This window comes from Deltaproteobacteria bacterium GWC2_55_46 (genome assembly GCA_001595385.3).
Taxonomy (GTDB): domain Bacteria; phylum Desulfobacterota; class GWC2-55-46; order GWC2-55-46; family GWC2-55-46; genus UBA5799.
Genome location: LVEI03000001.1, coordinates 1,887,393 through 1,913,000 on the forward strand (window position 1 = coordinate 1,887,393; position 25,608 = coordinate 1,913,000).

The following is a 25,608-nucleotide window of genomic DNA, read 5'->3' on the forward strand; positions in this document are numbered from 1 at the left end:
TCTCAGCTCTTGTCATTATTTATTGAGGAACATCCTGTATATCTGTATTGTCGCCGGCCCCAGTATGGTTATGATGAGGGACGGGAATATGAAGAGCAGGAGAGGGAAGATCAATTTGACCGGCAGCTTGGTGGCGAGCTCTTCTGCCTTCTGCCGTCTGGCGACTCTCATGCCCTCGGCGTGGACCCTCAGCGCCTGGGCTATGTTTGTGCCGAACCTGTCGGTCTGTATAAGGAGGCTTGCCAGGCTCCGCGCTTCCTCAAGGTCCATGCGCTTTGCAAGGTTCTGCAATGCCTCGCGGCGTGATTTGCCGACCCGGAGCTCCATGCCAAGCATCCAGAACTCCTTGCTTATCGCCTCGTTGCTTATCTTTAACTCTTCACCGACGCGGTGTATGGCCGCGTCGAGGCCCATGCCGGCCTCAACGCAGACGACCATGAGGTCGAGCGCGTCCGGAAAGCCGTTCAACAGCATCTCTTTGCGCCTCGACGCCAATATGTCGCACCATACGTTCGGCAGGTAAAATCCGATGAGCGCGAATATGATGGAAGCGGCAGCGACATGAAGCGGGACCATCGGTATCACGACCATGAACTTGATCAGTAAAAAGACCGCCGGCAGCAGGGCGGCAAAGAAGGCCTTGAACCCGAAGAAGACCAATATGTCGTTCTCCTTGCTGTACCCTGAGCGCACGAGCTTGTCCCGGACCCCGGACAGGAATTCCTTTTTGCCTGGTTTCACGCGTATGCCGATGGTGGCGATGGCCCTGAGGTATTTTTTGTATGTGCCGTCTTCCTGAGCTACGGACGGGCCCGGATGCGTCATCCCCGTCTGCCCCTTGATCTTGCGGATGAGCTTCGTCCGCTCCTTGCGGAGCCCCTGTAAGTAGAAGGCGCCCAGGCAGAGCATGGCTATGGAAAGGAATATCAGGACCGATACGAGGAGAATCTCTTGTTCCATCTGCTGCCTCCTGACATGCTGCTGAGTTTTCAGCGACTTTTATACTTTTATGGCTATCATCTTCCTTATCAGGATTATCCCGGCGCCCATCAGCACGGCCGCGGATGCGACAAGGAACTTTCCGACAGGGTCGGTAAAGAGCACCCCGATGTACTTCGGGTTTATGAAGCTTATGGCAAAAGTGATGAAAAATGGCAGGGCGATCAGTATGACAGCGGAGAACCGCCCTTCAGCCGAAAGGACCTTTATGTGCCCCTGAAGCTTGAACCTCTCCCTGAGTATATGGCTGATCTTCTCCAGGACCTCGGCCAGGTTGCCGCCGGTCTCCCTCTGGATCACAGCCGAGACGATGAAAAACTTCAGGTCAGGGCAGTCCACGCGCCTGGCGAGGTTCTTTAGGGCCTCGGGAAGGGCTATCCCGAAGTTGATCTCGTTCAGGGTCTTTTCGAACTCGGTCCCTACAGGGTCGCTGAACTCGTCGGCTACCATCTTAAGGCCGCCTGTGAAGGCGTGCCCGGCCTTTAGCGAGCGCGATATCAGGTCCAGGGCCTCGGGCAGTTGCCTCTCGAACTTCTTCATCCGGCGTTTCTTTTTCGAGTAGAGGTATAAAAACGGCATGGCCCCCGCCACCCCGGCCATTACGAGCATGGCGTTCGGCAACAGCAGCGCGCCTGCGAAGAGCCATGCCACGGCGAGCACGGCCGAGAGCAGCAGAAAAAAGCCGGGAGAGCGCCTGGCGTTGGCCTGTTCGGTCAGCCGGTCAAGCCCATGCAGGTGGATGGTCCTCAAAAGCAGCCTGTTTAGCCAGGGTATCTCGCTTAACACCTTCCTTCTGAGGATATCCACTTCAGCGCCGCCTACCCTCGGCGCGAGGCCGCCGAGGTGGTGCCTCAATCTCTGTACTTCAGGTTTTCTGTTCCGGAGGGCCAGATAACCGCCCTGCAGCATCAGTATCGCCGCGAAAAAGAAACCTGCGCCTATAACGAGTTCCATCAGTTCCCCCTGTAAACTTTAAGGACATCCCGGGAAAATAATCATTCGATCCCGCTCGCGGCCATGATCATATCGCGAAGACATTCCTTGGATCGAAGATCTCATAAGGCACGTCGATGTTCATGGCCTTGAATTGCTCAAAGAACTTGGGCATTATCCCGTTGGCGCGGAACTGCCCCTTTACCTTGCCCGCTTCGTCTATCCCGGTCTGCTCGAATGTGAATATCTCCTGCGTCGTGATGACGTCGCCTTCCATCCCGGTGATCTCCTGGAAGCTTACCACCTTCCTGCTCCCGTCGACGTGGCGCGAGACCTGTATGATGATGTTCAGGGCGGAGCTTATGTACCTCCTTATGGCCTCGATGGTGATGTTGAGGCCGTTCATCGCCACGAGTGTTTCAAGCCGGAGGAGGGCGTCCCTGGGGGAGTTTGCGTGGATGGTCGTGAGCGACCCGTCATGGCCCGTGTTCATGGCCTGAAGCATGTCCAGGACCTCGCCGCCCCTGACCTCGCCTATGATGATCCGGTCCGGGCGCATCCTCAGGCTGTTCCTCACAAGGTCCCGCGGGGTTATCTCTCCTTTGCCCTCGATGTTCTGCGGCCTCATCTCGAGCCTGACGACGTGTTCCTGCTTGAGCTGAAGCTCTGCGGAGTCCTCGATGGTGATGACCCTTTCATTGGCCGGGATGAAGCGCGAGAGGACGTTCAGGAGGGTCGTCTTGCCGCTTCCGGTGCCGCCTGATATGAGGATGTTGAGGCGCGCCCGTACTATGCCCTTGAAAAGCTCGCCTATCTCGGGCGTAAGCGTCCTGAGGCCGATAAGGTCATCCAGCTCGAGCGGTTCCACCGCGAAACGCCTGACCGAAAGGCTCGGCCCATCAATGGATACCGGGGGTATTATGGCGTTGACCCTTGAGCCGTCCGGGAGCCTCGCGTCTACCATAGGGCAGGACTCGTCGATCCTCCGGCCCACGGCGAAGACTATCTTGTCTATTATCTTCCTTAAATGCGCGTCATCCTTGAACCTGGCCTCGGTCTTCTCCATCTTCCCGTATTTCTCGACGTATATGCTCTTATAGGTGTTGACAAGGATGTCTGATACAGTCGGGTCCTGAAGGAAAGGCTCCAGTGGGCCGAGGCCCAGCACCTCGTCCTGTATCTCCATGTAAAGCCGTTCCTTCTCATCGTAATTAAGCGGAAGGCTCCTCTCCTCCTGCAATATCCTCGCGACGAGCTTCCTGATCTCGTGCCTGACGAACTCGCGGTCGAGGGAATCGAGCAGGGAGAGGTCGATCAAGTCCAGCAGCCTGTCATGTATCCTGGTCTTAAGCTCGTAATATTCGTTCGTATGTATGAGCTTCTTGTTCTCTTCCATGAGCAATGGTATCGTCTCGCGCTGGTTCATCCCTGTCTGTTCCTTTCGGTCCTTATTTTATTCCTTTTTCGCCCTGGAAAAACGTTGAGACGAGGTCCCGGAACCCCCCGCGCCGCGTGGCTGAAGGGGCTTTCGCGGGATTTCCCGCGGACTGCGCCCGTCCGTCATTTTTGAGGAAGTCCGAGACAAGCTCCCTGAAGCTCCTGCTGATCTCCTTGCCGGGCCCGTCGGAGGATAGCGTCTTTCCCTGGTTGATGGCGGATATCGCCGTTTGATAATCGTTCGGTATGACCCAGGAGACCTTTTTCTGGACGCCTTCCTCCGCCTCTTTGATGGAGATGGCGGACTTTTTATGGAACCTGTTCACGACCAGCTTAAGCCGCTTCTGGTCGGGATATCCGAGATCGACGAACCCCTCCATGAGTTTTTTCATGTTGACGAGGCATGGGATGGTGAGCTCTGAGACCAAAAAGACGATGTCCGAGAGCTCGAGCATCTTTATGGCGCCGCTGTCAAAGGAATGGCCGCTGTCTATGACGATATAATCGAACTCGGAGCGCATGAGCGCGAGGAGCTTTTCCACGAATTCGGGGGTCGCTCTCCGCGCTCCGTTCAGGCTCCTCGGAGAGGAAAGTATCTGCACCCCTGAAGGATGGCGCGAGAGGATGCCGTTCAAGTAAGTCGAGTCCAGGCGCGAGAAGTTTTTTGCCGCGTCCCCCCAGTCAAAGGCCGGTGTCTTTTCGAGAAAGAGCGAGATTTCGCCAAAGGGGATCATGTCCACGAGCGCGACCTTTTTAGGGCCCACGGCCTCTTTCAACGCGGCGGCAAGGTTTACGGCAACGGTGGTGGCGCCAACCCCTCCCTTGGTCCCAACGACGTCTATGACCTTCCCCTTTTTATTGAAGCCGCGGCCGTCCTCTTTCCCTTTCCTGTCAAGGAACCTCTGAAAGGCGTCCTTAAGTTCCTCTTTGTTGACAGGCTGGGATATGAACTCCTTGGCGCCGGCCCTCATGGCCTCTATCAGGATGTCGGATCTCATGCTCGGAGATGTCAGGAAGAACTCTCTGGCGGCCCCGAAGGCATGAGGGAACTCGATCTCTTCTTCGGTTATTTCGAGGACAAGAAGGTCGCAGGGGCTTCTGTGGGCCGCCTCGACGGTGCTGAAGTCCCTGAAAGAGGAGATGACCTCCTCGAAGTCCTCCCGTACTTTCCGGTTCTTTATGTCCAGTCTTATCAGGAACATTTTCCGGTCCTCCCTAATTCACCAGCACTGGTATCTCGGCAGGAATGCCGAAGTTCTCCCCGCCGGTTGAGCCTTTAGGCTCATGGACATCGCAGTCCGGCTTGAAGTAGATGGATTTTTTTCCGTATGGGACGGGGCTGCCGTCGTAGTTCTGAAGGTTGAAATGGTCTGCGAAGCTCTCCCAGCGCGCCTGTCCGTTGGTGTTGTCCCCGTTGGCCGGCTCGGACCAGTCGCCCATCCTGACCGGGGCGTTCGTATAACCCGGGTCCTCGCCCGCGCCTGTTATCCATACCACGTTTACCGTGACCGACCCGACGAGCTTCGAGCAGGGGCCTACGTTGTTGTCAGGGCATTCTACGACCGGCAGCGTTATCTCCCAGGGCGTGTCAGGGGCACCGTCCCCGTCGCTGTCGCCCGAGCCTTTCCAGCAATCCATCAGCTTGCTGAACGCGCTCTGTATCTCACCGCCGTTGGTGGCCATGTTCTGTCCGAGTTCAAGTGGTACAGAGTTGCCTCCGCCGCATATCTCGCCGCTCACCTTTGGGGCGTTGGTGCCGCCAGCGCAGACGTTGCCTTCCTGGTTGAAGTCCGTCCAGCCGCCTGTTCCGCCGCTAAGGTTGTTGCCGCTGTTTATAAACCTGCCTACGGAGCAGGAATATTCACCGTCTATCAGAAGGGTCTCCTTGCAAAGCGCTATAGGCTGGTCGACCTCCCATCTGTCGAGAGAGCCGGCAAAGCCGATGTACGCGGTCGCCTCGGCATAGACAGGGAAGCTGTCGTGGCCGAAAAGGCTCGCGAAAAAGGATGCAGCGGGGGTGTCCTCCCTCTTCGTCCTCACCCTGACAGCGTTTATGAGGTCGGTGTTGGCGTCGAGCTCTTCGAAAGAGGCGTCGGACAAGGGTGCCTGCCCGGTCGAGGCGTTCGGTGTAAAGGTGCGGGTGGTAAAGCTCCAATGGCCCCTCTGGATATCCCCTTCGTTCCCGCCGCCCCAGTTGACCTCAACGGCGAGGTGCTCGCTGTTGTTAGACGTGGCCGCGTCGTAAGCGGTCTGGTTGGCGCCCGTGTTGATGCCGTCTTCGTTAAAAAGGAACCTGGCGCCGGCAAGCGCGCCGGAATCGGCCGCGTTCTGCAGCTCGTTTTTGACTACGTACAGGTGGCCGGTATCTATCGCCAGGGCCGCCAGGCCTATTAGGACTACAAGCAATATGGCGAAGATGACGGCTACCGCGCCGCGTTCTCCTGATAAGGCCCGTGTATGTCGTGGTTTGAGGCGCATGGCTTTTATTCCATTCTCATGATAGTCGTGGCACTTATGTTTAATGGCCCTGACAGGCTGGTTACTATCTCCGGCAGTATGAGGAAATCGTACTGATAGCTTACCGATACGGTAAGCGGGTTCCCGGCTTCAAAGCCTTCCCGCGCTATGCTGGTGGCGACGTTTTGCTCGGGGCCGAAGGTCACGAGGTTGCTGGCTGTATAGGTATTTATAGCCGAGATGATCTCGGCGTCCTCTGACGCGGGGTCCCTTTCCCCCGACTTGAAAAGAATGCCCAGCCTCGCCGCTTCGCGGCTCGCGTTGGTCAGGACCGCTTTGTTGTAGAGCATGGTGCTGAACTCTACTATCCCGAAGAGTATGACCACGAGCAGAGGCAGCACTATGGCGAACTCTACGGCAGAAGCCCCGGCCTCATTTTCGCGTATCGTCTTCACGGTTTACCTATGCTTAAGGAGTAAACAGGCTTCTCCGCCTTTTTCTCAAAGCTGTCCATGCGCTTTTCGACCGCGCCCCTGGCTGACCTTCCGTCAAGGCCGTAGACGGGGGCCAGCTCCTTTCCGGCCTGCGGGTCGAGTATCTGGTTTGCCTTTGCCGTCCTGAGAGAGTTGCCGTAGTCCGCCTGCAGGGCGCTTTTACCCGCGAAAGACGCGGAGGCCGAAAAAGTCAACGCCGATATCACCCCGGCAAGGATATATAGTCTTTTCATGGTCGGTCCCTCCTGTTATTCATTCACCGTCACGATATGGCCGAAGTCCCCTGAAGCCCCGCCCTCTGCCGCCGACGGGTTGCCGGACTCCTTGCCGGCTTTACCTTCTGTAGCTCCCATCAGATAGAACTCTGAATCGCTCGGCTCTACGTATTTGTCCGTTGGGAGTGTCTGCTTTGCCGGGTCAAGCGGCTTTACAAGCCTTGGCGTTACGATGACCACAAGCTCGGTCTCGTTTTTCTGGAAAGAGCTGCTCCTGAAGAGCGCGCCGAGTACCGGTATGTCGCCCAGAAGGGGGAACTTCGAGACGACCTCCGTTACGTTGTCGCGAAGCAGGCCCGCTATGGCGAAGCTCTGGCCGTCGCCGAGCTCTATGACGGTCGCGACCCTTCTCGTGGTCACTGCCGGGATGACAAAGCCGCTGAAGGTTACCGCGTTGGTGAAGTCAAGCTCGGATACCTCCGGGGCTATCTTCATGCTGATCTTCTTGTTGCTCAGCACCGTTGGCGTGAAGTTAAGCCCCACGCCGAATTCCTTGTACTGGATGGTCGTCCTGCCGAGCTCCTGGGGAACGGGGATGGGGAACTCGCCTCCGGCCAGGAAGTTGGCGCTCTGGCCGCTTAAGGTTATGAGCGTCGGCTCCGCCAGCACCTTTGCCAGGCCGTTCTGCTTAAGCGCGTCGAGGAGGACGGTCCAGAGCATGTCCCCGGTCGAGAACTGGAAGAGGGCGTTTATTGAATCAGAGATGACCGTAGAGTTTCCGACGATGCTGTCCTCAAGGCCGGTAAGGTTATTGAGCATCGAAAAGCCGATCTTGCCGTCGTTTTGCAGATAGTTGAAGTTGAAGCCCAGCCTCCTGGTGAGGCTCCGGGACATCTCCGCGACGCGCACTTCAAGCATGACCTGGTGCACCCCGCCTACCTCAAGGAGGTTTATGATCTTGCCTGGGGCGTAGGCCTCGGCGAGCGCGAGGACCTGGGTCATGTTTGCCGCGCTTGAGACGGTGCCGGAAATGGCGATGTTCTCGTGCGTCGAGGTGACCATGACCTCCTTTTCATCCGGGAGTATCTCGTGGAGCTTCTCCTTAAGGCGCGTCGTGTCGGGCGAGACCTCGATGTCGTAGACAGCCGGGCCTCTGTCGCCTTCCCATATTATAAGGTTGGTCACGCCCGTGGTCTTGCCGGTCAGGTATATCTGCTGCGGCGAGAGGACGACCGCGTCGGCTATCTCCGGCACCGCGACCGATATCCTCTTTACCGGCGCGCCGCTCCTCAGGATGAGGGATTTGCCGAGCGTCAGCTCGATCTTCTGCGGCGTTGAAGTCTCAGGCTCTCCGCCTGGAGGGGTCTCAGCCCAGGCCGCGCCTGAAAAGAGCAGGCATAGGATGAAAACGATGATGAAAGGAGCTTTCCTGTGGTCTCTGTGAAGATCGCTTAATGTCATCGCTACAGCTCCTCCTTTTATTTACTTACATTTACCCTGGTTAGTGTGCTGCCCTTTATCATCTCCACCGTCTGATAGTTGACCGTGACGACGCCGGGGGCGATTGCACGGGGCGGTTTTTTGTATTCGGCCTTTTTGTAAGAGGACAGAAGGGAGGTCTTATTGGCGCCATGGGTCAAGACCTCCTCCGAGTCATTGAAGTTGCGGAGCGCGAGCTGGATCTTTCCTTCAGTTGAGGCGAGCGCCAGTTTTTCGGCTTCATCTGGCGCTACCTCAAGGGTGATGACGTCGACCTGGATGGGCTTCTCCCCTTTTCTGCCTGAGCTCTCCATCTCGGTGCCTGCCGCCAGGACGAGCATGTTCTCAAGGACTATCTTGGTAACCGGGTCTGTACGCATGTCATTAAAAGTCGCTATTACGTCTACCCGGCTGCCCGGATGGATGAAGCCTGAGACGCCTATGACCTTATCGACCTTTACCGTCATCGCCCGTTTTTGAGGAGAGAGCACTGCGGCAACCCCCCCTGCCTTGGACCCGGCCGGGGCAAGCCTTGACTCGAATATAGGCTCGTTCGACCTTATGGGGGAGATGATGACCCTCCCTTCCAGCGTCTCGGCGTCCGTGAAATAGCCCAGAGGGAGGCTTTTCTTGAGGAACGGCACGGTCTTTATGTACTCCTTCTTGAGCGGCGTCCCCCATGACAGGTCCGTGACCGCCACCGCGACCATCTCTGTAGGCTCCTGCGCCTTTTCATGTACAGCGGTCTTTGTTTGCAGGAGTTTATAGGCGAGCACGCTGGTAAAAAGGGCTACACCTATCCCCGCTCCAAGCAGAATCAACGGCTTCAGATTTTTCATCACGCTCCTCCCGATATTTTCCAACGAGTGAAAACCGATAATAATGTCCCGACAGCTATAGCGACCCCGTAACAGAAGCTGGAATCCTTTTCTTTGACCGGCGAGGGCATGAAGCGGAGACTCCCGGTCAGGAGAAGGTTTTTAAGCGCGACCCAGTACCGGCTGACGGTCCCGGCGAGAAGGCCGCGAAAGGCAAGAAGGGCTATTGAATAGGCCCCTCCCACAATGGCGGTAAACAGGAAGGCCATGAGCACCCCCTTCGGGCCCAGTAGAGCGCCCACGGCCCCGAGGAGCTTTACGTCCCCCGCCCCCATCCCCCCCATAAGAAAGGGAAGGGCGAGAAAGGAGAAGCCGAGCAGGATGCCTTCCAGGCTAAAAAGCAAGCCGTCGAGCCGGTATGTAATAGTGTTGTAGGCGATTGCGGACGCCATGGACGTATAAGTGAGATAGTTGGGTATTTTCCTGAAGCGGATATCATTCGCGGCGGCGAACAACAGTACCGCTGTCAGCAGGAAAACGGCGTTCATATCGGCCAGAACCATCTTGCAGCCCCTTTTTATCGAATGACAGGTTACGGAAGAAGCGGGTTTACGTTTTTTTAATATTTTGTGCGGACCGCGTTGCCCGCCTTTTAAAGGCCGGCGGGCAACGCGTCACCTGATTTTTTTGGCAGGGTCAGTTACTGGTTCGGCGCCTGGGTGATAGTGCTGCTGACCACGTCAAGCTTGTCATTGATCGCGATGCCTAACGCGGTGGCGCCTGCGATGATGACGACCCCGATGAGGGCTACCAGCAGGGCGTACTCTGCGGCTGTTGCTCCCTCCTCGTCTTTGAGGAACCTCATGATAGTTTTCATGGACATCTACCTCCTTTCGATTTATTTGATTTCGTTTTTAGTCTTTCGTCCTTGTTTGACTAACTCTATATCCGGCCCTGATGAAGTCAACCCCGCCGAAAGTAGGATTCTGAGATTTGACAAACCGAAAGCCGCTGCTAAACTTATCCGCGTAGATAGGTTCATCTTTCCGTTAATCCAAATCCGGATATGTACAGAAGGCGGCCGTGTCGACAGCAGAGGACATACGCGAGAAGCTACTGATATTCGGACTCACTCCCAGGCAGCAGGAGGTCGCCATCCTTGCCATGCGCGGGCTTTCGAACCGTGAGATAGCGGGTAAGCTCTTTGTGACCGAGCAGACCGTAAAAGACCACCTGCACGATATCTTCAGAAAGGCCCGCGTCCACAGGCGGAGCGAATTTACCGCGAAGGTCCTCGAGACGTTCTTCCAGGCAACGATATAGTCCCGGCCAGCGCCCACGCCGCCCGTTCCGTTCTTCTCTTATACCTGTTCTATATTATTCAAAATACCGTGGATAGATGGCGGGAGCGCCTACCAGCTTAGATGGCGCGTAACGAATGAGTTGCCTCTCCTTACCAGGAGCTTTCTGCTCTCATCGGCTGCCAGGATAAAGATGGCGAAAGGCAGGGCGAGCGTCATCTCGGAGAGGGTAAGGTGGTATGTGCCGAAGAGCTTCTGCGCGACATGATTGTTTGAGATTATCCATACGAGCGCGAGTTCAGTGAAGATGCCGATAAGCACCAGCCTGTTCGAGAAGAGCCCTTTCCTGAAGACCGATTCCCTCCTTGTCCTGCAGACCATCACGTTGGCTATCTGGCAGATGACGATGCTTACGAAGAAGGCTGTCACGGCCTTCATGTAAAGCGGGTCAGATGCCTGCAGGCTCTCTCCCCATCTCCACCCGCCGGCGTATAGAATCGTAAAGTACGAAAAGAACCCGGCCACCGCCTGGATGACCCCATAGAAGCCGTAGGAGACGAGAAGGAGCTTCCCTGAGAGAAGACGCTCGCTCCTCGGCCTTGGCGGCCTTGACATGACGTCATCCTCTGGTGTCTCCGTCCCGAGGCCGAGCGCCGGAAGGATATCCGTGCCCAGGTCTATCGAGAGTATGAGGAGCACGGTAAGAGGCAACGGGACACCGAGGAGGACAAAGGCGATGAAGGGGAGTATCTCCGGGACGTTGCTCGTAAGTATGTACTGGATGAACTTCCTTATGTTACTGAATACCGTCCTGCCCTCCTCGATCGCGTTGACGATAGTTGCGAAGTTGTCGTCAAGGAGGACCATGTCGGCCGCCTCCCTGGCGACCTCTGTGCCGGCGATACCCATAGCGACCCCCATGTCGGCGTGCTTAAGCGCAGGCGCGTCGTTCACCCCGTCGCCTGTGACCGTCACCACCTCCCCCATGGACTGTAGCGTCTTCACTATGCGTAGCTTCTGCATGGGCGAGGTCCTGGCGAAGATGATGTTCTCCCTCCCGAGGAACTCCTTGAGCTCATCCTCGCCGCACCTGTGGAGATCTTCCCCGGTCATCACGTTGGGCTGCTGAGTGCGGTCTATGACGCCTGCTATCCTTGCGACCGCCTCGGCGGTGGTGCTGTGGTCACCGGTTATCATTATGACCTTTATCCCGGCGGCCTTGCACCTTGAGACGGCTTCAGGGATCTCCTTTCTCGGCGGGTCCATCATCCCGGCGAGGCCCACGAAGACGAACGAGTCTTCAGCTGCTGTCGCGTCCTCTGACCAGGCGAGCCCAAGCACCCGTTCGCCCCTTGAGGCCATGCGCTCGTAATGGCGGATTATCTCCTCCTTGTGCCTTTCCTCCAGCTGGACTATGGAGCCGCCAAGGAGCAAGCTGCGGCTTTTTTCAAGCACTACTTCTGGAGCGCCCTTGATATATGCCGCTGCTACTCCATCCGTTTCGTTAAAGGTGATCATTCTTCGTTTGGCGGAATCGAATGGAGATTCTTTAAGTCTCCTGTTCTCCTCCATTATCCTGTCGATCTGAGCATGTACGGCGGCAAAGCGCATGAGGGCCGTCTCTGTCGGGTCGCCGTGAAATTCCCCGCCGACCAGCCTGGCGTTGTTGCAGAGGACCGCGATCTTGACAAGCTCGTCAAAACCTTCCAACCGCTCTATCCATTTTTCATGGACGTTTCTTTCTTCCATCCCGAGGAAGAGCGTCCTTACAGAGACCCTGTTCTCGGTTATGGTTCCGGTCTTGTCGGTGCAGATGACGGTTGTAGAGCCGAGCGTTTCGACAGATTCGAGGCGCTTTATGAGGGCCTTTCTCCTGGCTATCCGCTCCGAGGCCATGCTGAGCGAGAGGGTTACCGTTGGAAGGAGCCCCTCTGGCACGTTCGCCACGATTATCCCTATGGCGAAGAGCATCCCTGCCAGGAGCGTGTCGCCGGAGAGGACGCTTACCGAGAAAAAGATCGCGCCCACGGCTATGGCGATAGTGGATATGATCCTTATGAAGCGCTTCAGTTCTTTGCCCAGCGGGCTGGCGACCACGTCCGTCCGCTTCGTAAGCCCCGCGAGCCTCCCGATATGCGTGCTCATGCCGGTTGAATAGACTATCGCGGCGCCGTTGCCGGATTGCACGGTGGTGCCTGAGAAGACCATGTTCCTCGATTCGAGGATATTCTCATGGGTGCACTGGAGCTTCCTGAGCTTGGGCTCCGATTCCCCGGTAAGGGAAGAGTGGTCGACCCTTAGCGAGTTCTCCTCCATGAGCCTCCCATCAGCCGGTACCTTGTCGCCTTCTTCAAGGAATATGATATCCCCCGGCACGACCCTGCCGGCCGGGATGGTCTTTCTCACCCCGTCCCTCAGTACATCTATCTTCTCGGGCATCATCTTCCTGAAGCTCTCTATGATCCGTTCGGATTCGTACTCCTGGATGAAGGCGAATATAGCGTTAATGAGGACGACGCCGGTTATCGCGAGCCCTATGTAGAGGTTTCCGCCGCCGGGGGAGAGCCTTTCGGCGGCAAAGGCGAGGATGGCGCCAATCCACAGGAGGATGGCGAAGAAGTTGAAGAGCTGTTTTCCGAACCTCCTGTACAGGGGGTTCCGTTCCCGCACCTCGAAGGTGTTTGGCCCGTAGAGGAAGAGACGTTTGTCGGCCTCTTTGGTGGTGAGCCCGCCAGCGGATGCCTCAAGCCTTTTAAAGAGCTCTTCGAGGCCTATCTTGTGCTCGTCGTCTCTGGAGGATCGGTCGGCCGGGGTTGGATTCTGGGGGGTCTGGTCATGAGGAGCGCCGGTCCGGAAAAGTTTCCTCATAAACAACCGTCCTCTGAAAGGATGAAGATACAGGTGCCTTAACTTCTGAAAAGCCTCTTAAGCTCTTTCAATGGGTCTTCGGGGGCTGTTGTCGACATGGCGCCTTCCAGGTGCTCGAAGTACTCGCAGAAGTTTGACCTCTCTTTATCGATTACCCGTTCGGCTGAGGGCTCGCGGCAATCGTTGTACGCACTCCTGTCATGGAACCGGCAGTTAAGGCAGACCTTGACGTCTGACCCGCACGCCGGGCAAGCGTCTGCTCTGCCGGGTTTTCCGGCATCAAGTACTTTCCTGCAATGAAAGCAAATGGCCATAATTTATTATATTTTACCATAGTCGGGTGAAAATGGAACCATAAGAGGCTATTCTAATAATATCGTTAAAAAACAAGTAGATGGCAGTTGGTGGCAGGGTTTTGGTTATAGTTGTTACATTTTTTACTATTGACAATCGCATGATAGTGTTATACAAGGATAAAATCCTCCTATACGGGTTTTTTCATTTGGCAGGGAGTCGGTCTTGGGAAACGGCAACAGGTTTTTTTTGCGGCAGACAGGGGATGTGATGAAGAGATTTTTGTGGATGATGGCTGTCATCATTGGCATGGGGGGCATGGGGGGCGTAGGGGCCTCTTTGGGAGCGACAAAGGCGGTTGCCGGGGAGGGTGTTCCCGATAGCGTGCTCGTAGCCTACAATGACACGGCCTTCTCAAACTTTGATATGTTTGTCACCGCCCTTGAGCTCACCCGGGAAAACTCCGCCGACGCAGATATTAGCGAGGGAGCGAAAAAAAACCGAGCGCAGGAAGATACGAAAGAGGAGACTTACCGGAGCTCCGGAGGACATCTTAAGCCCCTCGATACCAAACCATAGCTGAAACGGCCTATGAATCTTAAATAAAAAAGGGAGGGCTTTGCCCTCCCTTTTTTTCTGCGACCTGCCGTAAGTCAGGTCCCTCACGATATGCAAGCGCCTCGGCTTGGCCGTTCTTGACTACCCTCAAGTTCCTGATATGATTTTCATCAGGCCGGTCAGAGTTCCCTGGGCTTTATTCCAGTCTGCTCTGTGCTCACCCCGGCAGGCTTGAATAAGGCCGATTCTCGCCGTCTTCAAAATTCGTCATGCGGGGCCCGAAAAAAGTACGTCTCATTCCTTATCTTCAGACTCCTTGCATCTTGACCTCATCTGCAGCCTGGACGTGAGTTTTTAGTTCGGCAACCTGTCAGTCATCCTTTGTTCATTTCGCCGCCGTATTATGTTTCTTGCGCGCCGGTTCTCATTTTTCTCTTCGAATGGGAGAGGTAAACCCCCTCCGGGACCATATAATGCCAAGACGAAAGCCCGACAACAGACAATGGCACCTCTTCCTTTTATTGTTTCTGCTGGCTTATCCGGCGTACTCGCGAGCAGAGGTCGTAGAGAGGCCGGGGGAGAAGGTTTCGATGGGGCAGGCCTTTATCGACGAATCTGGCGCAAGGGTCACCCTCGGCTCTCTTATCGACAGGCCTACGATACTTTCGTTCGCGTATTTCGGGTGCAAGGATATGTGTAATACGCTGCTTGCAAACCTCGCTGACTCACTTGGCCGGCTCGACGCGATACCCGGCCAGGACTATCGCGTCATCACAGTGAGCTTCGATGAGAGGGACACCCCGGAGGAGGCGGCCTACAAGAAACAAAATCTCTTGAAGGCCGTCGGCAGCCCCTTCCCTGAAGGGGCGTGGAGCTTCCTAACAGGCTCGCCGGAGGCGATAGGGGCGTTGACAGGCTCGACGGGGTATGAGTTCAGCAGGGCGGGGCGGGGATATAACCACTCCGGCGCGCTCGTGGCGCTCTCGCCCGACGGCAGGATAATAAGGTACTTCTACGGTGGGAGCTATCTACCTGCCGACCTCAAGATGGCTATTGTCGAAGGCAGAGAAGGCAGGGTGACGGCGTCGATAAGGAAGGCCGTCACCTACTGCTACAGCCTTGTGCCCGAGGGCAGGGGCTTCGCGTTTGCCTTTATCAGGTACGCCGGGCTGGGCACGCTCCTTTTCGCGGCGGCGTTCATCATCTGGCTTTCAGGCAAGCCCGGCAGGGGCCGATAGCATGGCGGAGTCCGCGGCAAGGGATAGCTATCTTGATGGAGGGCCCGGCAGGACCGGGCTTTCATCCTGGGTCTTCTCAACCGACCATAAGAGGATAGCCCTGCTTTACCTTGCGGCCATTATGGCCATGTTTGTCGCCGGTGTAGTACTTGGCTTTCTCATGCGCCTTGAGCTTATAGCCAGAGGGCCCACGATAATGGAGGCAGGGACCTATAACGCCCTCTTTACCCTCCACGGCGTCATAATGCTCTTCCTGTTCATCATCCCGGTGATAATGAGCGTCTTCGGCAACTTCCTCCTGCCGCTGATGATCGGGGCCAGGGACGTCGCCTTCCCGAGGCTCAACCTGCTGTCATGGTGGATATACCTTGCCGGGGCAACGCTTGCGATAACGACGCTTCTTTTGGGCCCGGCCGACACGGGCTGGACCTTCTACGCCCCCTACAGCCTCCTCACCGGCACGCATGTCTCTCTCGCCGTATTTTCGGTCTTTGTCCTCGGCCTCTCGTCGATCTTGACAGGCATAAACTTCGTTACCACAGTCCACAGGCTCCGCGCCCCGGGTATGAGCTGGCACAGGCTGCCGCTTTTCGTATGGGCTGTCTATGCCACGGCGTGGATACAGATCATAGCCACACCGATACTCGGCGTAAACCTCCTGCTGGTCATAGCCGAGAGGGCCTTCGGCATCGGGGTCTTCGACCCGGCCAAGGGCGGCGATCCGATACTCTACCAGCACCTCTTCTGGATATACTCCCATCCGGCTGTCTACATAATGATACTCCCGGCCCTTGGGGTCATCTCCGAGATAGTCCCTGTATTCGCGAGAAGGGTCATCTTCGGCTACAAGGCCATAGCCTATTCGAGCATAGGCATCGCCGCTGTCGGCTCTCTCGTATGGGGCCATCACATGTTCGTGAGCGGCTACAGCTACACAGCCGGGGTGATATTCTCCTTTTTCACATTTCTTGTCGCCATACCGAGCGCGATAAAGGTATATAACTGGGTCGGGACCTACTACAAGAGCTCTACTGTTGCCGATACGCCTTATTATTTCGTGCTCGCCTTCATCTACATGTTCTCCGTCGGCGGGCTCACCGGCCTCATCCTCGGCACGCTTTCGGTGAACGTCCACCTCCACGATACCTACTTCGTGGTGGCCCACTTTCATTACATAAAGTTCGGGGCGGCGGCCTTCGGCTTCTTCGCGGCGCTCCATTTCTGGTTCCCCAAGATCTTCGGCAGGATGTATAACCGGCGGTTTGCCAACTACTCGCTCCTTACGCTCTTCATAGGCTTCAACATGCTCTTTTTCCCGATGTTCGTCCTCGGCTTCGAAGGCATGCCGAGAAGGTACTACGACTACCTGCCGCAGTACGCAAACATGCAGATACTCTCTATCGTAGGTTCATGGGTGCTCGTCCTTGGTCTCTCGCTTATGATCGGGAACCTCGTAAGGGCCCTTTTCAGGGGCGAGCCGGCCCCCGCAAACCCGTGGGGCGCGGCGACCCTCGAATGGCAGGTCCCGTCTCCTCCTCCGCGGGAGAACTTCGCGGAGATACCGAAGGTCGAGCACGGGCCATATCACTTCAAGCGCCCGGGCGGGGGGCGCGCATGAAAGGGGCCGAGGTCCGGCACAGGGACTATACCGGCGCGAAGATCGGGATGTGGCTATTCCTTTTTACCGAGTTCTTCCTCTTCTTCGCCCCGGTGCTCCTCTACACCGTTTTCAGGCTGAAGCACGCTGCCGCCTTTGCTGACGCGAGCCTGAAGCTTGATCTTCGGCTCGGCGCGGTAAATACGGCGATACTCCTTACGAGCAGCCTGACGATGGCCCTGTCCGTCTCTGCCATGCAGAAGGGTAAATACTACATTACGCTCGCCATGCTCGGCGCGACCTTCTCACTCGGTGTCGCCTTTCTGGTCAACAAGTACTTTGAATGGGTCGCGAAGATATATCACGGCATATATCCCGGCTCTGAGGCGTTGGCGCAGGGCCCGCCCGGCGAGCCGCTTTTCTATGGCCTCTATTATTTTCTTACGGGCCTGCACGGCATTCACGTTGCAGCGGGTTTGTGCGGGGTCGGCTTTGCCGCGGCCCTTGTTTTAAGAGGCAGGATCACGGGCAAAGATTACGTGAAGCTTGAGAACACCGGGCTCTATTGGCACCTGGTCGATGTCATATGGATATACTTGTTTCCGATCTTTTATCTTGTCAGGTGAACGGCATGGAGACCAAAGAGGCCCCGCATACGATAGTAAAGTACTCGACCCTTGCGCTCGTCTGGGCGGCGCTGCTTGCGCTTACATGGCTTACGATAACCGTCTCTGGCCTTGGTTTCGGCTCTTTAAGCATTATAGCCCCGTTCCTCATAGCCTCTGTCAAGGCATTCCTGGTGGTGGACTATTTCATGCACCTGAAATACGAGAGGCCTTTTTTTAAATGGCTCCTGCTGGTGGTGCTCGGCACAGTGCTGATACTCGCCTTGCTGGTCTATAGTGATGTGGCGTACAGGGGCTAAACAGGGCCAAAACACTTGAGAGGTAAGCATGTCCCAGGCCGCTACCATAATCGGGAGAGATACTGACCTTGTCTTTTACATAGTGACGGGTATCTGCGCGCTCCTTCTCTTTCTCATCCTCTTTTTCCTCCTCTACTTTGCCTTCAGGTACAGTAGGCAAAGGAACCCTCATTCAACCGACGTCGAGGGGAATCCCACCCTTGAGCTGTCCTTCCTTGGCGGTTCGCTCGCAATAGTACTCGTGATGTTCGTCCTCGGGTGGGACGGGTACAGAGCATTAAAGAGCGCGCCCCCCGCCAATGCCCTTGAGGTAAAGGCAAAAGGGCAGATGTGGGTATGGACTTTCGAGTACCCCAACGGTGCTCAGCACAACCAGCTCGTCCTCCCGGCAGGAGAGCCCGTTAAGATGAGCATGACCTCATTGGACGTCATCCACAGCTTCTATGTGCCTGCCTTCAGGGTGAAGCAGGACGCCCTTCCGGGGGTAGAGAGGACGATCTGGTTCGTCCCTGATACCACTGGCACATACGACCTTTTCTGCGCCGAGTACTGCGGCACAGGCCATTCGGCCATGATAACAAAGGCGGTCGTGGTAAGCGGGGCTGATTTTACCGCGTGGCTCAAGGGAGAAAAGGAGATATCGCCCGCCGCCGCGCCAGCGGCGAAAGAGGCTGGGGCGCCCAAAGGGGAGGAGCTATATAAAAGCAAGGGCTGCAGCGCCTGCCATACAATCGACGGAGGAAAGTCGATCGGCCCGACCTTCAAGGGGCTCTTCGGGTCAAAGGTGAAGGTAGCGACAGGCGGGAAGGTCCGCGAGGTGGTGGTAGATGAGCAATACATAAGAAGGTCCGAGCTTGAGCCGAACGCGGATATAGTCGAAGGCTACCAGCCCGTGATGCCTCCGCAGAAGGGGGTGCTGAAGGAGGAGGAGATAGAGGCGCTGATAGAGTTTATCAGGAGGCTGAAGTGATGGGGGCTCTTCTTCTTTCGATGAGCCTCTTCCGCAGTTCCATCCCCGGCTTTTCTATAAGCCTGTAAAGGCCTGCCGAGATACAAAAGACAGCGCCAAAGAATAACGGGAATATAAGAAGGAAGTTCGTAAGGCTGGAGGTATTTATCTTGAATAACTCCATCGCCGGCTTGAAGAGGACCGAAAGCACAAGGACGTGATAGAGATAGATGGTGTAGCTGTACTTCGCCACTGCCTCTGAGGCCTTTCTCAAGGGAAGGCCCATGTTGAGAGGGAAGACGGCCAGATAGAGTATCAGCATTCCGAAGCCGAGGCCGGCTAAGGTGAACTGGGCCACAGAGTTAAAGAGGCTCTCCGCAGGCTTGCCATAGGCGTATACCAGGCCGATAAAGAGGGCGGAAGAGGAGAGCATGAGGGTCCTACCCCATATTGAGAGCCTCTCAAGTCTCACCTTATGCCTTATGAATACATACGCCGCGAGCACCCCGAAGACGAGCATGTCGAGCCGGGTGTGGAAGGGGGTGCCTATCGACGCCCACCAGGATATACTGGGGTTGAAGATAAAGAACCTCAATATGAACTCGAAGGAAACGAGGATGACGAGCGACCTCAAAAGGGCTGCTCCGGACCTCCTCAGGAAAAGGACTATGAAAAAAGGCGCCAGGAGATAGAACTGTTCTTCGATGGCGAGCGACCAGTATATGCCGCCCTGCAGGTGGTCTGGGTTCAGGTAGTTCTGGACATAGAAAAGGTGATAGATGAAATCCCGGAACAGGACCCCATTTTCGAGGACGAACGAGCCGGAGGTGATGGAGGTGGCTACCACGACTATGACGAGGGCGGAATAATAGGCCGGGAATATCCTGAAGAACCTCTTTATGTAGAAGCTCTTGAAGCTGAAAGCGCCAGACTGGTATTCCTCTATTATCTGACCGCCGATAAGGAAGCCTGAAAGGACGAAGAAGAGGTCGACCCCATGCCAGCCGAAGGCGAAGAAGTGCTTGAAGGCCGAATCAGGAAGGTTTTGAAAGACCCTGTCATAGAAGTGCCTGAAGAGGACGAGGATGATCGCGGAAGCCCTCAGGAGATCCAGCTCAGGGTAGCGCTTTTTGAAAAGCATCTGCTTAGCCAGCTTTAACCTGCAAATTGAATGAACCGGTTGCGTATTAAAAATACAGCATTATTGGGGGTATTGCAATCGATTGTTGCGGATGAGGGCTGGTTCTAAAAAAAACTCAAAGATTTTTTTAGTGCAAGCAGGATTTCATGAAAAAAGAAGGGTTAACCTCGCACCAGCTTTCTCAGTCCCAAGCCCACACATGGCCTCATCCTCCCCAACTTCCCACTTGACAAAAAAGGCCGTAGCGATTAGTATATATTCCACTAAAAAATAGAATCCTCCGTTACTGACGGAATCAAGGTGGGGGACCACCGGGGAGCGGGGGACTATATCGGATCTGTCGACCGTCTGGGCACCGCGCATCCTCTTCTGAGGTTGTGTAAAAAGGCTCAGGCGGTTTTTTTTAGCAGAGGGTCCCAGGAAAAGAAGCGGAAAATCGAGGCGTTAAGGGGTCCTGCGCCACCTGACCTTCCCGTTTTTTGCGTTTGTAAAGGCAGTTAAATTTCAGGATTCTACGGTTCTCTTCAAATAACAGGAGGATTCTTTTTATGAAAAAGAGGTACCTTTTAGCGCCGGGCCCGACACCGGTGCCCGAGTCAGCGCTCCTTGCGATGGCCCAGCCCATAATCCACCACAGGACCCCGCAGTTCTCCGAGATCTTTAAAGAGACGGCGGAGCTTCTAAGATACGTCTTTCAGACAAAGCAGGACGTCCTCATGCTCGCCGCCTCAGGCACCGGCGCGATGGAGGGGTCGATAACGAACCTCTTCTCCCCCGGCGACGAGGTCATCGTCGTAAACGGAGGAAAGTTCGGGGAGAGGTGGGGCAAGATCTCCGAGGCATACGGCCTCAAGGCCCACTGGATGGCCGTTGAATGGGGCAAGGCCGTTGACCCAGCCGCGGTTAAAAAGGCCCTCGATGAGAACCCGAAGATAAAGGCTGTGCTCGTCCAGGCATCCGAGACCTCTACCTGTGTAGCGCACCCGATAAAGGAGCTTGCCGCCCTTACCAAAGACAGGGAGTGCCTCCTTATAGTCGACGGCATCACCGGCGTCGGCGTCTTCGACCTGCCCATGGACGACTGGGGCATAGACGTGCTTGTATCGGGATCGCAGAAGGCCTTCATGCTCCCCCCGGGCCTCGCCTTCGTGGCTCTTAGCGAGAAGGCATGGAAGTTCCAGGAGACCGCAAAGTGCCCCAGGTTCTACTTCGATTACAAGAAGGAGAGGAAGAACCTCAAGGACAATACCTCGGCCTATACCCCGGCCGTATCCCTCATAACAGGCTTGAGGCAGGCCCTTCTCATGATAAAGGAAGAGGGCCTGCAGAACACATTCGCCAGGCACGACAGGCTTGCCAGGGCCACCAGGGCGGCGGCGCTCGCCCTCGGCCTTAAGCTGCTCGCCCCTGAGTCCCCGTCAAACGCCGCGACCGGCATTTTCATGCCGGAGGGGGTAGATGGCGGTAAACTGGTCAAGTACCTGAGGGATGAGATGGGCGTCACCATGGCCGGAGGCCAGGACCACCTGAAGGGCAAGGTCTTAAGGGTGGCGCACCTCGGCTATGTCGATACATTCGATACGATAACCGCTATCGCCTCCATTGAGATGGCGCTCAACAAGTTCGGCTGCAAGGCCCCCTACGGCAAGGGCGTTGCAGCGGCCCAGCAAATCCTCATGGAAGGGTACAAGTGATATGAAGGTACTCATAAGCGACAGCATGTCCTCAAAAGCGGTCGAGATCCTCAAGGGGACCCCGGGCCTCGACGTCGACGTTATAACCGGGCTCAAGCCCGATGAGCTCAAGGCAAAGATAAAGGACTACCACGGCCTCGTCGTAAGGAGCGCCACAAAGGCGACCGCCGATATACTGGATGCCGCCGAGAACCTGAAGGTCATAGGCAGGGCCGGCACCGGGGTCGACAACATCGACACCGTAGCCGCCACCAAAAAGGGCATTGTCGTCATGAACACGCCAGGCGGCAACACCGTTACGACCGCCGAGCACGCGATAGCCATGCTGGTGGCCCTCGCCAGGAAGATCCCCCAGGCGACCGCCTCGATGAGGCGGGGAGAGTGGGAGAAGAAGAAGTTCGAGGGTACCGAGATGACCGGGAAGACACTCGGCATCCTGGGCGTCGGCAACATCGGAAGCGTTGTCGCCAACAGGGCAATGGGCCTCAAGATGAACGTCATAGCCTACGACCCGTTCATATCAGGGGAGGCGGCAGACAAGCTCGGCTTGACCCTTGTCACGATGGACGAGCTCTTCAGGAGGAGCGATTTCATCTCCATCCACGTGCCCCTTACCAACGAGACCAGGGGCATCGTAAACGCCGAAGCCTTCAAGAAGATGAAGAAGGGCGTTAAGCTTATAAACTGCGCCAGGGGCGGCATAGTAAACGAAAAGGACCTGGCCGAGGCGATAAAGGAGAAGATAGTATCGGGCGCGGCCCTCGACGTCTTCGAAAAGGAGCCGACGACCGCCGATAACCCGCTCCTTCAGATGGAAGAGGTGATCTTTACGCCGCACCTCGGCGCCTCCACCCACGAGGCCCAGGAGAACGTCGCCATCGCCATAGCCGAGCAGATGGTCGACTACCTCGTGAACGGCACCATAAGGAACGCCGTGAACGTGCCTTCCATCCCGGCCGAGCTGCTTTCGGCCCTCGGGCCGTATATCTCTCTCGGAGAGAAGCTCGGGAGCTTCCAGGGGCAGATCTTGAAGGGCGGCATAGAAGAGGTAACGGTCGAGTACAGCGGGGACGTGGTCAACTACGACGTGGCCCCGATCACCATAGGCTGCTTGAAGGGCCTTCTGGACCAGGTCCTCGACATGTACGTGAACTTCGTCAATGCCCCGTTCGTCGCCAAGGAAAGGGGCATAAAGGTCGTCGAGATAAAGAGCTCGAGGGCAACCGACTTCGCAAGCTCCATAACCATAAAGGTAAGGACCAAGGACGAGGAGAATATCGTCGAGGGCGCGCTCTTCGGGAAGAAGGAGCCCAGGATAGTGAGGATAGACAAGTTCCTCCTCGACGCCGTGCCCGAAGGCTACCTCATCCTCCTTCAGAACGAGGACAAGCCCGGTGTCATCGGTAATGTCGGTACGCTCCTGGCGGCAAACAACATAAACGTGGCGAGGCTTCACCTCGGGCGTTCGGCTGCCGGTGGCGAGGCTGTCTCTGTCTGGAGCGTCGATACCCCGCCCGCCAAGGGGCTCATAGAACGGATACTGAAGCTTCCGCACATGATATCCGCGAACGTGATAGAGCTCTAACAAAATCTGCGCTCGGCAACTTGCTAAAAGCAATCAGAAAAAATTATAGACCACCGGACAAAGCCGTGTTATGTTAGCGTAACACGGCTTTGTTTCGTGCTTTTTCCATATGATAGGTTCCAGGATGAGTACTCCTCATTCATCAAACGGCGGGAATCGTCTCGCATATGGTTTTTAAAGCAGTCTGAACTAACTGGATTTCAAGCGTATTTCTAATAATGATAGGTTCCCCTACAATATCCCTCCCGCAGGGCGTAAGAGACATACTGCCTGAAGAGGCCGAGAGGATCGGCGCCGTCGAATCCGGCATCCTTTCCGTATTCTCGAAATACGGTTTCAGGAAGATAATCACCCCGCTCCTTGAGTACGTTGACGTGCTCTCCCTCGGCGTGGGGGGCGATCTCAGGGACAGGGTCATAAAGTTCATCGACCCTTCGACAGGCCGCGTCATAGCCATAAGGCCCGACATCACCCCGCAGATAGCCAGGGTCGTAGCCACCAGGATGAGGGACCACGCCCTTCCCCTCAAGCTCTGCTACAACGAAAACGTCATCAGGTACATCGAGCCAAGGGACGGCAAAAGCAGCGAGGTCCTGCAGATAGGCGCCGAGCATATCTCCGCCGGGGCCAGCCCGGAGGCGGACGCCCATATGATAATAATGGCTGTCGAGGCGCTCGGGGCGGCCGGACTCAAGGACTTCAAGATCGACATCGGGGACGTGGGCTTCCTGAGGAATATCCTCGCAAGCCACTTTGACGAGGGCCTTCGTAAGACCGTGCAGGGGATGCTTGAGAAGAAGGACTCCTCCGGGCTTACGTCGTTCCTTAACGGCATGGACAGCATAAAGCCCGAGGAAAAAGAGCTTCTTATAAACCTCACCACCTTCTATGGCGAAGAGGAGGTCATTGAAAAGGCCGCTTCGCTCACAAAGGATAAGGCCGCCCTCGCCTCTCTCGAATACCTCTCGAAGGTGATAGAGATAATCGCCGCGAAGGGGCTCAAGGAATGGATAACCATCGACCTCGGCGAGGTGAGGGGTTTCGATTACTATACCGGCATAATATTCGAGGGCTTCGCTTCCGGCATCGGAAAGCCGATCCTCTCCGGCGGCAGGTACGATAACCTGCTTGAGAGGTACGGCTACCCGTGCGCGGCAACCGGCTTCGCCTTTGACGTCGAGCACCTTGCCGCCGCCATCGGGATGCGCTCCGGCAGGAAAAGTTAAATCTTTAAAAAGGGATAAGTGATTAGATGGCCAATAACGTAGTCATTGTAGGCGCCCAGTGGGGGGACGAAGGCAAGGGGAAGATAGTCGATATCCTTACCGATAGCGCAGACATAGTCGTCCGCTTCCAGGGGGGCAACAACGCCGGGCACACCGTCATCGTGGGTGAAGAGAAGTTCATCTTCCACCTCCTGCCTTCGGGCATACTCCACCCGGGAAAGGCCTGCGTAATAGGCGGCGGGGTCGTGGTCGACCCTGAGGTGCTGATAAAGGAGATAGAGGTCTTGAAGGCCAAGGGGATCTTCAGGCCGGACGACCTCTGGATAAGCAAGGACGCGCACCTCATCATGCCCTATCACAAGAGGCTCGATATCGCGCGCGAGAGGCTAAGGGGCGAGAAGAAGATAGGCACCACCGGCCGGGGCATAGGCCCGGCTTACGAGGACAAGGTCGGCAGGTGCGGTATAAAGTGCGGAGACCTCCTGAACGAGGAGGACTTTAGGGTAAAGCTCAAGACCAACCTCGTCGAGAAGAACCACTATATCAAGACCATACTCCACGAAGAGGGCTTCGAGGTGCATGAGGTCTACCATACCTACATGTCCTACGCCGAGGTTATCGCCAGGCACATAAAAGACTCATCCAAGTTCCTGGGAGAGGCCATAGCGAAAAAGAAGAAGGTCCTTTTCGAGGGGGCGCAGGGCACACTCCTAGACGTCGACCACGGCACGTACCCTTACGTGACATCGAGCAACACGGTCGCCGGCGGGGCCTCCACCGGAAGCGGCATAGGCCCATCGAGGATAGACATGGTCGTCGGCATAACCAAGGCCTACTGCACCAGGGTAGGCGAGGGGCCGTTCCCGACCGAGCTAGACGGGGCGGAGGCCGAATGGCTGAGAGAGCAGGGCGGTGAGTACGGGGCAACCACCGGGAGACCCAGAAGGTGCGGCTGGTTCGACGCCGTGGCCTTGAGGTACGCGGCGAGGGTAAACGGCCTTGACGGACTCGTGGTGACAAAGCTCGACGTCCTCGACAAGCTCGACAAGATAAAGGTCTGCACGTCCTACAGGTATAAAGGGGCCGAGATCATGGACTTCCCGACCGATGGAAGGATACTTTCAAGCTGCGAGCCTGTCTACGAGGAGGTCGAAGGCTGGAACGCCCCTACGCAGGGGATAACGAGCTTTGGAAAGCTCCCCAAAAAGGCGCAAGGATATATCAGGATGCTTGAGGAGCTTTCAGGGGTCGAGGTGATAATAGTCTCTGTCGGGGCCAACAGGAAGGACGCTATAGTACTGAAGGACCCCTTTAAGTAGGGCGCGACGGGAACCACACTTCCCGGTCCGGGTTCGGATAAAGGGAATAAAAAAGGGCAGACCATTTGGTCTGCCCTTTTC

The 25,608-nt window shown here is 56.3% G+C and carries 24 protein-coding genes; 11 read left to right on the forward strand and 13 right to left on the reverse strand.

What is annotated here, in order from left to right:
* Positions 1-15: 15 nt before the first annotated feature.
* The 10 genes from A2V21_308880 to A2V21_308925 all read right to left on the reverse strand — a co-directional run bounded on the left by A2V21_308880 (position 16) and on the right by A2V21_308925 (position 9,395).
* Entirely contained in the window at positions 16-960 is a 945-nt protein-coding gene (locus A2V21_308880) for a hypothetical protein (GenBank protein OIJ74360.1), read from the reverse strand.
* A gap of 39 nt (positions 961-999) precedes the next feature.
* On the reverse strand, positions 1,000-1,953 hold the full coding sequence (locus A2V21_308885) for a hypothetical protein (protein OIJ74361.1): 954 nt from the start codon (positions 1,951-1,953) through the stop codon (positions 1,000-1,002).
* Positions 1,954-2,020: 67 nt separating this feature from the next.
* Complete coding sequence (locus A2V21_308890; protein ID OIJ74362.1) at positions 2,021-3,358, reverse strand: pilus assembly protein CpaF; 1,338 nt, start codon at positions 3,356-3,358, stop codon at positions 2,021-2,023.
* Between the two features lie 22 nt (positions 3,359-3,380).
* Entirely contained in the window at positions 3,381-4,571 is a 1,191-nt protein-coding gene (locus tag A2V21_308895; protein ID OIJ74363.1) for a hypothetical protein, read from the reverse strand.
* A gap of 13 nt (positions 4,572-4,584) precedes the next feature.
* Positions 4,585-5,847: a hypothetical protein gene (locus A2V21_308900; GenBank protein ID OIJ74364.1), complete on the reverse strand. Its 1,263-nt coding sequence runs from the start codon at positions 5,845-5,847 to the stop codon at positions 4,585-4,587.
* A 5-nt stretch (positions 5,848-5,852) separates the two neighbouring features.
* Positions 5,853-6,281, reverse strand: a complete 429-nt coding sequence (locus A2V21_308905; GenBank protein ID OIJ74365.1) for a hypothetical protein — start codon at positions 6,279-6,281, stop codon at positions 5,853-5,855.
* Positions 6,278-6,553 (reverse strand): hypothetical protein, encoded by a 276-nt coding sequence (locus A2V21_308910; protein ID OIJ74366.1) that lies wholly within the window; start codon positions 6,551-6,553, stop codon positions 6,278-6,280. The genes A2V21_308905 and A2V21_308910 overlap by 4 nt, the downstream gene beginning before the upstream one ends.
* Positions 6,554-6,568: 15 nt before the next feature.
* Complete coding sequence (locus A2V21_308915; GenBank protein ID OIJ74367.1) at positions 6,569-7,996, reverse strand: pilus assembly protein CpaC; 1,428 nt, start codon at positions 7,994-7,996, stop codon at positions 6,569-6,571.
* A gap of 17 nt (positions 7,997-8,013) precedes the next feature.
* Positions 8,014-8,844: a Flp pilus assembly protein CpaB gene (locus tag A2V21_308920; protein ID OIJ75131.1), complete on the reverse strand. Its 831-nt coding sequence runs from the start codon at positions 8,842-8,844 to the stop codon at positions 8,014-8,016.
* A gap of 8 nt (positions 8,845-8,852) precedes the next feature.
* Positions 8,853-9,395, reverse strand: a complete 543-nt coding sequence (locus A2V21_308925) for a hypothetical protein (protein OIJ74368.1) — start codon at positions 9,393-9,395, stop codon at positions 8,853-8,855.
* 520 nt (positions 9,396-9,915) lie between these two features.
* Between A2V21_308925 and A2V21_308930 the strand changes: the two genes are divergently transcribed.
* Positions 9,916-10,155 (forward strand): hypothetical protein, encoded by a 240-nt coding sequence (locus tag A2V21_308930; GenBank protein ID OIJ74369.1) that lies wholly within the window; start codon positions 9,916-9,918, stop codon positions 10,153-10,155.
* Between the two features lie 89 nt (positions 10,156-10,244).
* Here A2V21_308930 and A2V21_308935 read toward each other — a convergent pair whose 3' ends face one another.
* Positions 10,245-12,908: an ATPase gene (locus A2V21_308935; GenBank protein OIJ75132.1), complete on the reverse strand. Its 2,664-nt coding sequence runs from the start codon at positions 12,906-12,908 to the stop codon at positions 10,245-10,247.
* 657 nt (positions 12,909-13,565) lie between these two features.
* Here A2V21_308935 and A2V21_308940 point away from each other — a divergent pair.
* The 6 genes from A2V21_308940 (at position 13,566) to A2V21_308965 (ending at position 18,583) form a co-directional block, all read left to right on the forward strand.
* Positions 13,566-13,874, forward strand: a complete 309-nt coding sequence (locus A2V21_308940) for a hypothetical protein (protein ID OIJ74370.1) — start codon at positions 13,566-13,568, stop codon at positions 13,872-13,874.
* 569 nt (positions 13,875-14,443) lie between these two features.
* Entirely contained in the window at positions 14,444-15,091 is a 648-nt protein-coding gene (locus A2V21_308945) for a hypothetical protein (GenBank protein ID OIJ74371.1), read from the forward strand.
* A gap of 1 nt (position 15,092) precedes the next feature.
* The gene (locus tag A2V21_308950; GenBank protein ID OIJ74372.1) at positions 15,093-16,709 is read left to right on the forward strand and encodes a cytochrome c oxidase subunit I; all 1,617 of its coding nucleotides are present in this window, start codon (positions 15,093-15,095) and stop codon (positions 16,707-16,709) included.
* Positions 16,706-17,314: a cytochrome C oxidase subunit III gene (locus A2V21_308955; protein ID OIJ74373.1), complete on the forward strand. Its 609-nt coding sequence runs from the start codon at positions 16,706-16,708 to the stop codon at positions 17,312-17,314. The genes A2V21_308950 and A2V21_308955 overlap by 4 nt, the downstream gene beginning before the upstream one ends.
* A 5-nt stretch (positions 17,315-17,319) precedes the next feature.
* Positions 17,320-17,613 (forward strand): hypothetical protein, encoded by a 294-nt coding sequence (locus A2V21_308960; GenBank protein ID OIJ74374.1) that lies wholly within the window; start codon positions 17,320-17,322, stop codon positions 17,611-17,613.
* 28 nt (positions 17,614-17,641) lie between these two features.
* Complete coding sequence (locus A2V21_308965) at positions 17,642-18,583, forward strand: cytochrome c oxidase subunit II (GenBank protein ID OIJ74375.1); 942 nt, start codon at positions 17,642-17,644, stop codon at positions 18,581-18,583.
* Here A2V21_308965 and A2V21_308970 read toward each other — a convergent pair.
* Together A2V21_308970 and A2V21_308975 are read right to left on the reverse strand one after the other, a co-directional pair.
* On the reverse strand, positions 18,567-19,703 hold the full coding sequence (locus A2V21_308970; protein OIJ74376.1) for a hypothetical protein: 1,137 nt from the start codon (positions 19,701-19,703) through the stop codon (positions 18,567-18,569). The genes A2V21_308965 and A2V21_308970 overlap by 17 nt on opposite strands.
* Before the next feature lie 144 nt (positions 19,704-19,847).
* A complete protein-coding gene (locus A2V21_308975) occupies positions 19,848-20,066 on the reverse strand; it encodes a hypothetical protein (protein OIJ74377.1) in 219 nt (72 codons plus the stop codon).
* A gap of 185 nt (positions 20,067-20,251) precedes the next feature.
* Here A2V21_308975 and A2V21_308980 point away from each other — a divergent pair, with 185 nt between their 5' ends.
* The 4 genes from A2V21_308980 (at position 20,252) to A2V21_308995 (ending at position 25,527) form a co-directional block, all read left to right on the forward strand.
* The gene (locus tag A2V21_308980; GenBank protein OIJ74378.1) at positions 20,252-21,397 is read left to right on the forward strand and encodes a class V aminotransferase; all 1,146 of its coding nucleotides are present in this window, start codon (positions 20,252-20,254) and stop codon (positions 21,395-21,397) included.
* Between the two features lies 1 nt (position 21,398).
* Positions 21,399-22,982 (forward strand): phosphoglycerate dehydrogenase, encoded by a 1,584-nt coding sequence (locus tag A2V21_308985; protein OIJ74379.1) that lies wholly within the window; start codon positions 21,399-21,401, stop codon positions 22,980-22,982.
* A gap of 218 nt (positions 22,983-23,200) precedes the next feature.
* Positions 23,201-24,208, forward strand: a complete 1,008-nt coding sequence (locus A2V21_308990) for an ATP phosphoribosyltransferase regulatory subunit (GenBank protein ID OIJ74380.1) — start codon at positions 23,201-23,203, stop codon at positions 24,206-24,208.
* A 26-nt stretch (positions 24,209-24,234) separates the two neighbouring features.
* Entirely contained in the window at positions 24,235-25,527 is a 1,293-nt protein-coding gene (locus A2V21_308995) for an adenylosuccinate synthase (GenBank protein OIJ74381.1), read from the forward strand.
* Positions 25,528-25,608 lie beyond the last annotated feature (81 nt).